The 13,751-nt window shown below is 73.1% G+C and carries 9 protein-coding genes; 2 read left to right on the plus strand and 7 right to left on the minus strand.

The window, feature by feature from the left end; translation table 11 throughout:
* Window positions 1-35 precede the first annotated feature (35 nt).
* The 4 genes from ACWDX7_RS18220 to ACWDX7_RS18235 all read right to left on the minus strand — a co-directional run bounded on the left by ACWDX7_RS18220 (window position 36) and on the right by ACWDX7_RS18235 (window position 8,041).
* Window positions 36-2,003 (minus strand): acyl-CoA dehydrogenase family protein, encoded by a 1,968-nt coding sequence (locus ACWDX7_RS18220; RefSeq protein ID WP_451492786.1) that lies wholly within the window; start codon window positions 2,001-2,003, stop codon window positions 36-38.
* A 155-nt stretch (window positions 2,004-2,158) separates the two neighbouring features.
* Complete coding sequence (locus ACWDX7_RS18225) at window positions 2,159-3,604, minus strand: aldehyde dehydrogenase family protein (RefSeq protein ID WP_451492787.1); 1,446 nt, start codon at window positions 3,602-3,604, stop codon at window positions 2,159-2,161.
* 189 nt (window positions 3,605-3,793) lie between these two features.
* Window positions 3,794-5,377: a PucR family transcriptional regulator gene (locus ACWDX7_RS18230; RefSeq protein ID WP_451751006.1), complete on the minus strand. Its 1,584-nt coding sequence runs from the start codon at window positions 5,375-5,377 to the stop codon at window positions 3,794-3,796.
* 294 nt (window positions 5,378-5,671) lie between these two features.
* Entirely contained in the window at window positions 5,672-8,041 is a 2,370-nt protein-coding gene (locus tag ACWDX7_RS18235) for an ATP/GTP-binding protein (protein ID WP_451489876.1), read from the minus strand.
* Between the two features lie 240 nt (window positions 8,042-8,281).
* Between ACWDX7_RS18235 and gabT the strand changes: the two genes are divergently transcribed.
* Both gabT and ACWDX7_RS18245 read left to right on the plus strand, forming a co-directional pair.
* Window positions 8,282-9,616 carry a 4-aminobutyrate--2-oxoglutarate transaminase gene (gene gabT, locus ACWDX7_RS18240; RefSeq protein WP_451489877.1) on the plus strand — a complete coding sequence of 445 codons (1,335 nt, stop codon included), beginning with the start codon at window positions 8,282-8,284 and terminating at the stop codon, window positions 9,614-9,616.
* Between the two features lie 260 nt (window positions 9,617-9,876).
* On the plus strand, window positions 9,877-10,725 hold the full coding sequence (locus ACWDX7_RS18245) for a phosphatase PAP2 family protein (RefSeq protein ID WP_451489878.1): 849 nt from the start codon (window positions 9,877-9,879) through the stop codon (window positions 10,723-10,725).
* Window positions 10,726-10,759: 34 nt separating this feature from the next.
* Here ACWDX7_RS18245 and ACWDX7_RS18250 read toward each other — a convergent pair whose 3' ends face one another.
* From ACWDX7_RS18250 to ACWDX7_RS18260, 3 genes are all read right to left on the minus strand, one after another.
* Window positions 10,760-11,236 carry a hypothetical protein gene (locus ACWDX7_RS18250; RefSeq protein ID WP_451489879.1) on the minus strand — a complete coding sequence of 159 codons (477 nt, stop codon included), beginning with the start codon at window positions 11,234-11,236 and terminating at the stop codon, window positions 10,760-10,762.
* Window positions 11,237-11,427: 191 nt separating this feature from the next.
* Window positions 11,428-12,846 carry an NAD(P)/FAD-dependent oxidoreductase gene (locus ACWDX7_RS18255; protein ID WP_451489880.1) on the minus strand — a complete coding sequence of 473 codons (1,419 nt, stop codon included), beginning with the start codon at window positions 12,844-12,846 and terminating at the stop codon, window positions 11,428-11,430.
* 58 nt (window positions 12,847-12,904) lie between these two features.
* Window positions 12,905-13,642, minus strand: a complete 738-nt coding sequence (locus tag ACWDX7_RS18260) for an ABC transporter permease (RefSeq protein WP_451490034.1) — start codon at window positions 13,640-13,642, stop codon at window positions 12,905-12,907.
* Window positions 13,643-13,751 lie beyond the last annotated feature (109 nt).

The following is a 13,751-nucleotide window of genomic DNA, read 5'->3' on the forward strand; positions in this document are numbered from 1 at the left end:
CGTACATCCGGCCGGGCTTCGCCGATGATCGCAGGTCAGCGCAGTGGCCGGTGCACGTTTTCCACGCGGGAGGGGCCGGGTGAGGCGTCGGCGATCCACGGGCCGTCCCCGGAGGGGTCGAGGACGCCCTCCTCCAGCCAGGTGTAGGTGCCGGACAGGACGCCGGCGACGACCTTGCGGTCGAGGTCGTCGGTGTTGGACCAGAGCCGGCCGAAGAGTTCCTCGACGCGGATCCGGGACTGGTGGCAGAAGGCGTCGGCGAGCTGGTAGGCCTCGCGGCCGTGTGCTCCGGTGGCGCGCAGGTGCTCGGCGCGGACGCAGGCCGCGCTCATCGCGAACAGCTCGGCGCCGATGTCGACGATCCGGCCCAGGAATCCCTGCTTGGTTTCCATGCCCCCCTGCCAGCGGGCCATGGCCAGGAAGGTCGCCCGGGCGAGTTTGCGCGAACCGCGCTCGACATAGCGCAGGTGGGTGGCGAGATCGGGATGCCCGTCGGGGTTGAAGGCCCGGTAGGTGCCCGGGACCTGGCCCGGTCCGGTGGCCAGTTTGGGCAGCCAGCGGGCATAGAACCCGGCGGCGCGGGCGCCCGCCTTCGCCTTGTCGCCGAGTGCCTTCTCGGGGTCGATGAGGTCGCCCGCCACCGACAGGTGGGCGTCGACGGCCTCGCGGGCGATCAGCAGGTGCATGATCTCCGTCGATCCCTCGAAGATCCGGTTGATGCGCAGGTCGCGGAGCATCTGCTCGGCGGGCACCGCGCGTTCGCCGCGGGCGGCGAGGGATTCGGCGGTCTCGAAGCCGCGGCCGCCGCGGATCTGGACGAGTTCATCGGCCATCAGACAGGCCATCTCGGAGCCGTACAGCTTGGCGAGGGCGGCCTCGATGCGGATGTCGTTGCAGTCCTCGTCCGCCATCTGGGAGGCGAGGTCGACCACCGCTTCCAGGGCGAAGGTGGTGGCGGCGATGAAGGAGATCTTGGCTCCGACGGCCTCGTGCCGGGCGACCGGGCGGCCCCACTGCTCGCGGACGCCGGACCACTCGCGGGCGATCTTCAGGCACCACTTCCCGGCGCCGACGCACATGGCGGGCAGCGAGAGCCGGCCGGTGTTGAGGGTGGTCAGCGCGATCTTCAGCCCGGCACCCTCGGCGCCGATGCGCTGGTCCGCGGGGACCCGTACGCGGTGGAAGCGGGTGACGCCGTTCTCCAGGCCGCGCAGGCCCATGAAGGCGTTGCGGTGCTCGACGGTGATCCCGGGCGAGTCCGCTTCCACGACGAAGGCGGTGATCCCGCCGCGGTGGTGCTCGCTCTTCGGGACCCGGGCCATCACCACGAGGAGGTCCGCCACCACCCCGTTGGTGGTCCACAGCTTCACCCCGTCGAGGATGTAGGCGTCCTCGCCGTCCGGGACCGCCGTGGTGGCCAGGCGCGCCGGGTCCGAGCCCACGTCCGGCTCCGTGAGGAGGAAGGCGCTGATGGCGGTGGTGGCGCAGCGCGGCAGGTAGGCGTCCTTCTGCTGCTGCGTGCCGAACATCTTCAGCGGCTGCGGTACGCCGATCGACTGATGGGCGGAGAGCAGGGCCCCGATCGCCGGGCTGACGGAGCCGACGAGGGCGAGGGCCTTGTTGTAGTACACCTGCGTGAGGCCGAGGCCCCCGTACTTGGGGTCGATCTTCATGCCGAGGGCGCCGAGCTCCTTGAGCCTGCGCACGGTCTCGTCGGGGATCTTGGCCTCGCGCTCGACGCGGGCGGGCAGCCCCTCGGCGAGCTCCCTCTCGCAGAACTCCCGCAGCCTGGCCAGGAAGGCCTCGCCGCGCCGGACGTCCTCGTCGGCGGGGAGCGGGTGGGGGTGGATCAGGTCGAGCCGGAACCGCCCGAGGAAGAGTTCCTTGGCGAAGCTGGGCTTGCGCCACTGCTGTTCGCGCGCTGCTTCCGCGACCTGGCGCGCCTCGCGCTCGGTCACCTTGGGCTGCGTGCCGCTGGGCTGTACGGGCTGTGTTGCGGACATGCGGGGACTCACCTCGCCGCCGGAGTCGGGGTGCTCTGGGGAATACCAGCCGGTGCTACCTGTGAGTCGTACCCATTGTGGCGGCGATGGAAAAGGGGGACGGCCGGAGCCCCCGCACAGTAGGCTCCGGCCGTCGGCTTTTTGGCCGTACGAGATCAGATGTCGAGGCCGGTCAGGACCAGGACTCGCTCGTACGTGTAGTCGTCCATCGCGTAGCGGACACCCTCGCGGCCCACACCGGACTGCTTGACGCCGCCGTACGGCATCTGGTCGGCGCGGTAGGACGGCGCGTCGCCGATGATCACACCGCCGACCTCGAGCTCGCGGTGGGCGCGGAAGGCGACCTGGACGTCGCGGGTGAAGACGCCGGTCTGAAGGCCGAACTTCGAGTCGTTGACGGCGGCGAAGGCCTCGTCGGTGTTCTCGACCCGCTGCAGCGTCAGGACCGGGCCGAAGACCTCCTCGGTGGCGAGCTTGACGCCCTGCGGCACCTCCGCGACGACGGTGGGCTCGTAGGAGGCGCCCTCGCGCTTGCCGCCGGTGAGGAGCTTGGCTCCGGCGGAGACGGCTTCGTCCACCCAGGACTCGACCCGCTTGGCGGCGTCCTCGGAGACGAGGGGGCCGACGTCGGTGGCGGAGTCGGACGGGTCGCCGGTGACCTGCGCCTGCACCTTGGCGACGACCTTCTCCACGAGGCGGTCGTAGACGGAGGCGTCGGCGATCACACGCTGCACGGAGATGCAGGACTGGCCGGCCTGGTAGTTCGAGAAGGTCGCGATACGGGTCGCGGCCCAGTCGAGGTCGGCCTCGGAGGCCCAGTCGGCGAGGACGACGGCCGCGGCGTTGCCGCCGAGCTCCAGGGTGCAGTGCTTGTGCGGCACCGACTGCTGGATGGCGTAGCCGACCGTGTCGGAGCCGGTGAAGGAGATGACGGGGAGGCGCTCGTCCTTGACCAGGGCGGGCATCTTGTCGTTGGCGACCGGCAGCACCGACCAGGAACCGGCCGGGAGGTCGGTCTCGGCGAGCAGCTCACCCAGGATCAGCCCGGAGAGCGGGGTGGCCGGGGCGGGCTTGAGGATGATCGGCGCGCCGACGGCGATGGCCGGGGCGACCTTGTGGGCGCACAGGTTCAGCGGGAAGTTGAACGGCGCGATGCCGAGGACGGGGCCCTTGACGAAGCGGCGGACCAGCGCGAGGCGGCCGACGCCGCCGGCGTCGGTGTCGAGGCGCTGGGCCTCTCCGCCGTTGAAGCGGCGCGCCTCTTCGGCGGCGAAGCGGAACACGGACACCGCACGGCCGACCTCACCGCGGGCCCACTTGACGGGCTTGCCGTTCTCGGCGGAGATCAGCTGGGCGATCTCCTCGGTCCGCTCGGTGAGACGCTTGGAGACGTGGTCCAGAGCGGCGGCCCGGACGTGGGCGGGGGTCGCGGAGAACTCAGCCGTCACGGCGTACGCCGCGGCCACGGCCTCTTCGACCTGCGCGTCGGTGGGCACGCTGACGGTGCCTACCAGACGGCCGTCCCAAGGGGAGTGGACGTCGAAGCTGTCCTCGCCGGTCGCCTGGCGGCCGGCGAGCCAGAAGGCGTGGGTGGAAGTCATGCGGATCCCGGCCCTTCGGATCTGTGCGGTGGGTCGCTGTCCCCTCCACCGTAGGACCGCTCGCGCGATTCGGCGCTTGTCCGGTGTGGAGCGACACGAAGTCGCGCTTCGACGCTTTGTCAGTGTGTGGGGCGGCGCGGCCGTGCCGGGCGCCGCCGGCCGGCAGCCGTCGCGCCGGGGGCGGGCGCCCTACGAGGGCGGCGCGGCGGTGGCCTTCAGGGCGAGCCACAGCTCCATCCGGACGTCCGGATCGTCCAGGGAGCGGCCGAGGATCTCCTCGACCCGCTTCATCCGGTAGCGCAGCGTGTGCCGGTGGACGCCGAGGTCGGCCGCGGCGGCGTCCCACTGACCGTGGCGCGACAGCCACGCCCGCAGGGAGGCCACCAGGTCCCCGCGGCCGGTCGCGTCGTGCTCCCGCAGGGCGCGCAGCGTGCCGTCCGCGAAGGCCCGTACCGCGTCGTCGGCCAGCAGCGGCAGGACCGAGCCCGCCGCCATGTCCTCGTGTTCCACCATCGGCCGTCCGCGCCGACGGGCGACGGCCAGGGCCTGGTCGGCCTGGGTGAGGGCGCCCGCCACGCCGCCAGGTCCGGCCGACGCCGACAGGCCGATCACCAGCTCGTCCGGCTCCGGCCCGGCGGCCTCGCGACCGCGCCGCGACTCCAGCGTCTCGGCGTGCTCCGCGCACGCCTGTACGGCCGAGCCCCCGTCGGCGGCCAGCACGACGAGCCGTCCCGGCTCGGGGACCACCAGCAGCGCCTCACCGGTACGGGCGGCCGCCGACTCCACCGCGTCGGCCAGCAGCGCCAGCCCCTGCGGCTGCGCCGTCCCCGGCAGCGCCGGCTCGGCCGCGATCAGCCGGAACGGCGTGTCCAGCAGGGCCCCGTACAGGTCGCCCGCCACGTCCCGGGCGTGGTCCGCCTCACCCGCCAGCAGCATCCGCAGCACCGCGGCCCCCAGCCGGGATTCGGCGTCGTGCAGCGAGCGGGAGCGCTCGGTAGTCAGGGTGAGCAGCGCCACCGCGGAGTGCACCGCGTACCGCTCGGCCGTGCCCAGCGGGGCCCCGGTGCCGACCGCGAGGGCGCCGCGCGCGCGCCGGCCGGTGCCCAGCGACTGGAGCTCGACCCGGTCCTCGGAGCCGCCGACCACGGCGCTCGCGGGCGCCGGCCGCTCGCGCAGCCGCTCGACGTCGGGGGTCAGCCGGGCGGCCCGCCGCGCCGCCCATTCGGGCGCCGCGGCGACGACCGCGCCGGAGGTGTCGTACAGCGCGGCCCAGCCGTGCACGTGCGCCGCCAGCCGCGCCAGCAGTTCGGCGGGGCCGTCCGCGGAGAGCGCGGCCCGGGTCAGCTCCCGCTGCGCCTCGAAACCGGCGGTCACCGCCCGGTACTGGTCCGCCGCGAGGGCCGCGGAGACGGCCTTGCTGATCGCGAGGAAGGGGGTCCGGCGCGGTACCTCCAGCAGCGGCAGGTCCTCGGTCCGGGCGGCCTCGACGAGCTCCGGCGGGATCGCGTCGTAGTTGACGCCGACCGCGAAGCCGATGCCGACGACCCCGGCCGCGGCGAGGCGGCGTACGTAGCGGCGCATCTCCTCCGGGTCCCGCGCGTCGAGCTTCATGGCCGTGGTCAGGAGGAGTTCGCCGCCCTCCATATAGGGGACGGGGTCGGCGAGCTCGCTGACGTGGGCCCAGCGCACGGGGGTGTCGAGGCGGCTCTCGCCCGCCCGGACGCTGAGCTTGAGCGCCGAGTGCTGGACGAGTGAGGCGAGGGTGAGCGGCATCGGTTACAGGGGCCTTAGGCGGGAGGGGCGGCGGAACGGAACAGGGCGGGAGCAGTGACGGGCAGGGCCGGGGCAGCGACGGGCGAGGGCGGGGGCAGCGACAGAAGACCAGCAGAGGGCCGCGCGCGGTTTTCGCCGTGTCGTATGAACGGCCCCTCTCGATTCTGCCACCTCGTACGGGTTCGCTCAGGCCGGTCAGGGGCCGGCTGCCCGGGCCGCGCCGCTCAGGCCGCGCGGCTCAGGCCGCGCCGCTCAGGCCTCGCCGCTCAGGCCGTCCCGCTCAGGCCGCGCCGCTCAGGCCGTCCCGGCCAGCCGGACCAGCAGCGGAGCCGCCCGTTCCCCTCGGACCGACGTGAGCGACAGCACCGCGTACCCCGGCGGCACGGCGTGCGCCAGATCGGAGGCGGACCACCGCTCCCGCTCCACCTGCCGCACGGTCACCGCGTCCGTCGTCACGGCCTTGCCGGTGACGAGCTTGCGGAAGGCGTGGAGCGCCCGGGTCAGCGGCTGGTCGGCGAAGACGGTGCGGTGGGTGACGTCCCGCGTCTCCACCCACTCGGTGCCCCAGGCCTCGGCGAAGCGCTTGCCGTCCCAGGTGGTGACCCCCGAGAAGGCCATCCGGCAGCCCACCGCGCCGAGCAGCGGCGTGCGCAGCGCCTCCGGTACGTCGTCCAGGGTGCGCAGCGTCAGCAGGACGCCCGCGTTCGCCGAGCGCAGCCGCTGCACGCCGCGGACGGTCTCGGCCGTCAGGGTGTGCGAGGCGTCGTCGAAGGCGAGGAAGGCGAAGAGGGAGCGGTCGGTGCGGGCGGCCGCGGCGGCGTTGAACTGCGCGAGCAACAGCCGGGCCAGCATGCGCGAGGCGTCGGCGTGCCCGCGTTCGGGCAGGTCCACGCGCACGCGGATCGGGTACTCCAGGGCGCGCAGCGAGAAGGGCCGACCCTGCCCGGTGGTGTCGAAGAAACCGGCGAAGGCCGGCCGGTCCAGCAGGGCGACGCGGTCGGCGAGGGCCGGGCCGGGGTCCGAGGGGCTCCCGTGCTGCCGCGTCCGGGCGTCGAGCTCGCGCAGCATCGCCGGCTGCCCGGCGTCCTCCAGGGAGCGCCGCAGCGCCGTGAGCGCGTCCGGCACCTGGTCGAGCAGCTCGCGCAGCTCCGGCACGGCGGGGAAGCGGCCGTACGCCGCGCGGAACGGCCCGAGCAGTTGGGCGAGGGCGGTCGCGGCCCGGCGTACGTCGAGCCCCGGGACGTCGCCGACGAAGGCGTCGGCGAGGAGGGTGGCGGCCTCGTCGGGGTCGGTGGTGCCGCCGTAGAGGTCGAGGTCGTAGACGGAGGCGGGGTCGCCGACGCGGACCACGACGTCGTAGGCGGCGTCCGGCCCGAGCTGGGCCCCGGCCGCGCCGACGGCGACGACGGCGGCCTGGCCGGCGAGTGCCTGGAGTGCGAGCGACTCGACCACGGGCCGGACCAGCCGGGCGGTCTTGCCGGTCCCGGACGGGCCGACGGCGAGGACGGAGGTGCCGAGGACGTCGGGGTCCAGGGCGATTCCGGTACCGCGGCGCGCGTACGGGTTGCGCGGGCCGTCCTCGACGGTGCCGAGCAGCACCTGCCGGGCCAGCAGGTCGTGCCGCGCCGCCCGCACGGGCAGGTCCCGTGCGCCGGAGGGATGCGGGCACGCCGCGGCGCCCTTGTCCCGCACGGCGTCGGCGAAGGCCCCCAGGCGGGAGGGATCGACGCGCACGGAGTCCCAGGCCCGGCGGATCCGCGCGTAGTCCACGTCGTTCATCCGCCCGGCCCCCACCTCGTCCCCGAGCCGATCGGCCACCTCCCCCAACCCGGCCCCCCGCACCTCGGGCCACCGCACTGGATCGTCCGCGGCCGCGGCGACCGGCGCCTGGACGGCCGGTCCCAGCCCGGCGGCGTGTGGCGCGCGCCAGCCGCCCAGCCGGGCGAAGTAGACGACTACGGGCCCGTAGAGCACCAGGTAGAGCAGGACCATGACCACGAGGCTGCCCACCCTGCCGAGCTCCTGGTAGGGCAGGTGCCCGAAGAAGAGGTCCTCCGCGGTCAGCGTCTTGGTCCAGATCAGCATGATCACGAACAGCCCTGCGGCCGCCGCGCCGAGGGCGCGGGCTCCGGGACCGCGTGCGGCGACGAGCCGGTCGAAGGCGGTGCCCCAGGAGCCCAGCCGGCTGAACCACACGGCGAGCAGCCCGGTCAGGACCAGCCAGTACGCCTCCAGCGCGGCCGTGCCCCTTCCGTCCACCGGCCTGCCGCGCAGGTCCCACCAGTCGCGGGGGGTGAACAGCTTGAGCGGCAGGTCGGCGTAGGGGATGTAGCCGTTGGTCAGCAGGGACCACACCAGCACGCAGGCCAGGAACGAGATCACCGCTCCGCTCAGCAGCGACCGGTCCGTGGCGGGCTCGGCCTCCTCACCGCTCCGCGGCTCGTGCCGGAAGCGCCAGACGCCCGGGTCCGCACGCGGCCGGGGGGCGCGCAGCCAGTCTTCGAACGACGGGCCGACGGTGGGCGCCTGCGCCGGCCTCGGCGGCGGCGAGCCGGGGGTGCGGGGCGTCGACGCGGCGCCGGAAGGTGGACCGGAAGGTGGACCGGAGGGGTTGGGGACGTGGCCGTGGGGGGCCTGGGTGTCCTGCGTGCCGTCGGTGTCCATGTAACCCCTGCCCCCTGACCGTTACTGCCTGCGCTGCGCGCCCAATCTAGTCGGCGGCGGGGCCCGTGGGGCCGTACCGCGTCATGATCCACAAGACACGCGCCGCGTCCCTCCTATGGCCGTCGCGGACAAGGACACGCGGGCATCACTCCCGAACGGAGCATGCCGTACCGCCTCCCGCGGGCCTAGCCTGCGGACAAAGACACAAGTGCGTCCGAAAACACCCCCCAGGAGCCCCCTATGACCGCTGTCCCGCAGGAGCGCCGCATCGTCACCGCGATCCCCGGCCCCAAGTCGCAGGAGCTTCAGGCCCGCCGCCTGGAGACCGTGGCCGGCGGCGTGGGCTCCGTGCTTCCCGTCTTCACGGCCCGCGCGGGCGGCGGCATCATCGAGGACGTCGACGGCAACCGCCTCATCGACTTCGGTTCGGGCATCGCCGTGACCTCGGTCGGCGCCTCCGCCGAGGCCGTCGTGCGCCGCGCCTCCGCGCAGCTCGCGAACTTCACGCACACCTGTTTCATGGTCACCCCGTACGAGGGCTACGTGGAGGTCTGCGAGGCCCTGGCCGAGCTGACCCCGGGCGACCACGCCAAGAAGTCCGCGCTGTTCAACTCGGGCGCCGAGGCCGTCGAGAACGCCGTCAAGATCGCCCGTTCGTACACCAAGCGCCAGGCCGTCGTCGTCTTCGACCACGGCTACCACGGCCGTACGAACCTGACCATGGCGCTGACCTCGAAGAACATGCCGTACAAGCAGGGCTTCGGACCGTTCGCCCCTGAGGTCTACCGCGTTCCGGTGGCCTACGGCTACCGCTGGCCCACCGGCGCCGAGAACTGCGGCCCCGAGGCCGCCGCCCAGGCGATCGACCAGATCACCAAGCAGATCGGCGCCGACAACGTCGCCGCGATCATCATCGAGCCGGTCCTCGGCGAGGGCGGCTTCATCGAGCCGGCCAAGGGCTTCCTGCCTGCCATCGTGAAGTTCGCCAACGACAACGGCATCGTCTTCGTCGCGGACGAGATCCAGTCGGGCTTCTGCCGCACCGGCCAGTGGTTCGCGTGCGAGGACGAGGGCATCGTCCCGGACCTGATCACCACCGCCAAGGGCATCGCGGGCGGTCTGCCGCTCGCCGCTGTGACCGGCCGCGCCGAGATCATGGACTCCGCCCACGCGGGCGGCCTGGGCGGCACCTACGGCGGCAACCCGGTGGCCTGCGCGGGCGCGCTGGGTTCCATCGAGACCATGAAGGAGCTCGACCTCAACGCCGCGGCGAAGAAGATCGAGTCGGTCATGAAGGCCCGCCTGAAGACCATGCAGGAGAAGTACGACATCATCGGCGACATCCGCGGCCGCGGCGCCATGATCGCCATCGAGCTGGTGAAGGACCCCGCCTCCAAGACCCCCTTCCCGGAGGCGGCCGGCGCGCTCGCCAAGGCCTGCCACGCCGAGGGCCTGCTCGTCCTCACCTGCGGCACCTACGGCAACGTCCTGCGCTTCCTCCCGCCGATCGTCATCGGCGAGGACCTGCTCAACGAGGGCCTGGACATCATCGAGGCGGCGTTCGCGGCCATCTGATCGCGGACATCTGATCGCGGACATCTTGTCGCGGGCAGCTGGTCGGGCATCGGAGCACAGCATCCCGCCACCGGCGACCGATGGTGACGGAGCGTGACGAGTTGTGACGGGCATGCGATCGACGTCTAGAACGTGCGAACGCCGTGCTCGACTCAATACCGGTGGTAACAGTCGGGCGCTGTGAAGAAGGTGTGGGGGGCCGATGGCGGGAAGACGATCCCGCTGTCGGTCCCCCTTTCGCTGCCGTACGGTTTCTGCAGATGAGTGAGACACCCCGCTCCCGGGAAACCGGGGGCGACACCAGTACCGGGCTTCCCCAGCGCCGCACTGGGCATGCGTTCGCGCACACTCCTCACCGATCGGACAGCCGTACGCCCCAAACCCCCCGGGGCGCACGGCGACCCGGTCCGGGCGGCCGTCCCGGAACCATCCCCCCTGTTCCGGGACGGCCGGCCATTCGGCGGGCCGGGTTCTTCCTGCCCGCCCTGTGCCTCGCGGCCCTCCCTCTCCTGGCCTTCGCGCTCATCACCTGGCAGGTCCTCGTGTCGGGCCCCCTGCTGTCCCCGGACGAGCGCCTGAGCCGCGCCCTGGTCGGCACGGTCCCCGACGCGGTCACCGAGCACCTCGCGGACCTCGGGAACATCCCGGTCGCGCTGCCCGTCCTGCTCCTGGCCGTGGCCTACACCGCCCGGCGGGGGAACCGCCGCGGCGCCCTGGCCGGGGCGCTGGCCCTGGCCCTCGTACCGGCGCTGGTCATCCCGCTGAAGGAGTGGACCGCCCGCCCCGGGCCGCTCGAACCCTGGGCGGCCGGCTACTACCCGTCCGGCCACACCGCGACCTCCCTCGTGGCGTACGGGGGAGCGGCGCTGCTCCTGGGCCGCTGCACCCGCCGCGCCTGGCCGATGGCCGCCGCCCTCGTCCTCACGTGCGCGACGGCCGCCGGGCTGATCCTGCGCGGCTACCACTGGCCGCTGGACGTGCTGGCCAGCCTCCTGCTGTGCACACCCCTCCTGCTCGGGGTGCGGTGGGCCGCGCTGTCGGGCGCGGACTCGGTGAGCCGCCGCGGTAGCCGCGGCAGCCGCCGAACCAGCCGCCGCCCTACGGGCTGACCCTCCGCGGCGGCGGCGCGGCCCCGCCCGCGCGTCAGGGCCTGCGGCCGTCCTGCCCGCCCCGCTCCCGCGCCACCGAAGCCGCCGCCTCGTGCATCGCGAGCTCCAGCACCGCCGGGTCGGTCAGCGTCCCCTTGCCGTCCGGCAGCACCAGCCAGCGCACTCCCCCGGTCGCCCGGCCGGGGTACGGGACGACGATCCATGTCCCCGGACCGGCTCCCCGTACGCCCGTACCGAGCCAGCGGGAGGCCGTACCCGGCGGCACGAAGAAGCCCAGCCGCGAGTCTCCGAAGTCGGCGAGCACCGGGCCGGGCCGGGCGAGCAGGCGGTGCAGTTCGTGGAAGGTGGCCTGCGCCAGCTCCCCCGGGAGGATCAGCACGTCCCAGTGCCGGCCGGCGGGCAGGAGGACGACCCCCAAAGGGTTGCGCTCCCGCTCCCACCGGCAGGAGTCGGGATCCGGCGCCGCCGACAGCAGCCATTCCACTGCCGTCCTGGTCTGCGAGCCACGCATCGTCGTCCGGCCTCGTTCCCTGTAGGTGATGGGTTCTCACCTGTGAGAGCGGGCCGGGCGTCGATCATGACGCGGCTTTCACCACCCCGTGGTGGTGAAACGGTCACTCGGTGGCGGAAGAGGTGCGCCGGGCGCGCGCACCTCCGACCGGCTGAGCGCCAGGCACACGGGGGACGGGGGACGGGGCGCGGTCAGCTGTCGAAGCCGAGGCCGGCCCGGTCCAGTGCCTTCAGCCACAGGTTCCGGTGCCCGCCACGGCTGTCGGCGCGCGCCAGCGACCACTTGGTCAGCGCGATCCCGGTCCACGCGAAGGGCTCCGGCGGGAAGGGCAGCGGCTTGGAGCGGACCATTTCCAGCTCCGTCCGCTCGGTCCGCTCCCCCGCCAGCAGGTCCAGCATCACGTCCGCGCCGAAGCGGGTGGCCCCCACGCCGAGTCCGGTGAAACCGGCGGCGTAGGCGACCTTCCCGGAGTACGCGGTGCCGAAGAAGGCGGAGAAGCGCGAGCAGGTGTCGATCGCCCCGCCCCACGCATGGCTGAAATTCACCCCCTCCAGCTGCGGGAAGCAGGTGAAGAAGTGCTCCGCGAGCCTGAGGTACGTCTCCGGGCGGTGGTCGTGGGCGGGGTCGAGCCTGCCGCCGTAGGGGTAGACGGCGTCGTAGCCGCCCCACAGGATCCGCCGCTGCGGGGTGATCCGGAAGTAGTGGAACTGGTGGGCGCTGTCCCCGAGCCCCTGGCGGTTGCGCCAGCCCACCGAGGCCAGCTGGGCATCGTCGAGCGGCTCGGTCATCAGGGCGTAGTCGTAGACCGGCACGGTCAGCGGGCGGACCCGCCGGACGAGCGACGGAAAGACGTTGGTGCCCAGCGCGACCCGGCGGGCGAAGACCCGGCCGTACGGGGTGCGTACGGCCATGGCGGCGCCGGAGGCGGCCAGTTCCAGCCCGCGCGTGTGCTCGTAGATCCGCACTCCCAGGCCGAGGCAGGCCCGCTTGAGGCCCCAGGCGAGCTTCGCCGGATTCAGCATGGCGACGCCCTCGCGGTCCCAGATGCCGCCGAGGAAGGTCGGGGAGTCCACTTCGGCGCGCACCTCGTCGCGCTCCAGCCACTGGGAGCCGTCCGCGAGGCCGAGGCGCCGCGCCTCCCGGTGCAGCGCGCGCAACTCCTCGACCTGGTGGGGCTCGGTGGCCACGTCGATCTCGCCGCTGCGCTCGAAGTCGCAGTCGATGCCGTAGCGGGCGACGGCCTCCTCGATGGCGTCGAGATTGCGGGCGCCCAGCTCCTCCAGTTTCGCCAGCTCAGCGGGCCAACGGGCCAGGCCGTTGGCGAGGCCGTGGGTGAGGGAGGCGGCGCAGAAGCCGCCGTTGCGGCCCGAGGCGGCCCAGCCCGCCTCGTGGCCTTCGATCAGTACGACGTCCCGCGCGGGGTCGCGCTCCTTGGCGAGCAGGGCGGTCCACAGGCCGCTGTAGCCGCCGCCGATGACGAGCAGGTCGCACCGTTCGTCGCCGGTGAGGGCGGGTCGCGGCGCGGGCTTGGCGGGGTCGTCGAGCCAGTACGAGACCGGCAGTGCTTCGGAAAGTGATCGTGCAGCGGTGCGCATGGCGACTGGGGCCATGTCTTCCAACTCCCTACGGAACTGTCGGCGCGCCGCGGTCCACGGCGCGCCTCTTCGGCTACCTGGGCCGGGCCTTCTTCCGGCGGCTGGCCGCCATCTGGCCGGCGAGGACCACCAGCACCGCGATGACGAACATCGCCGTGCCGATGACGTTGATCTGTACAGGCGTACCGCGCTGGGCCGATCCCCACACGAACATGGGGAAGGTGACGGTGTTGCCCGAGTTGAAGTTGGTGATGATGAAGTCGTCGAAGGAGAGCGCGAAGGAGAGCAGCGCACCCGCCGCGATGCCGGGGGCGGCGATCGGCAGGGTGACCCGTACGAAGGTCTGCACCGGGCCCGCGTACAGGTCGCGGGCGGCCTCCTCCAGCCTCGGGTCCATGGACAGGACACGCGCCTTGACGGCGGCGACGACGAAGCTGAGGCAGAACATGATGTGGGCGATGAGGATCGTCCAGAAGCCCAGCTGGACACCCATGTTGAGGAAGAGCGCGAGCAGCGAGGCGGCCATCACGATCTCGGGCATGGCCATGGGCAGGAAGATCAGCGAGTTGACCGCGCCGCGCCCCCGGAAGCGGTAGCGGACGAGCGCGAAGGCGATGGCGGCGCCCAGCACGGTCGCGGCGATGGTGGCCCACAGGGCGATCTGCAGGGACAGTGCGAGGGAGCCGCACATTTCGGCCACCCCGCAGGGGTCCTTCCAGGCGTCGAGCGAGAACTCCTGCCAGGCGTAGTTGAACCGTCCGGTGGGGTTGTTGAAGGAGAAGACGGTGACGACGACGTTGGGCAGGATCATGTAGGCGAGCGTGGAGAGCCCGGCGATGGTGACGAGATGGCGCCGCAGCCAGGCGAGGGGACGACGCGTGGGACGACCCGCGGGACGACGCGCCGGACGACGCGCGATG

The organism is Streptomyces sp. NPDC003034 (assembly GCF_053591375.1).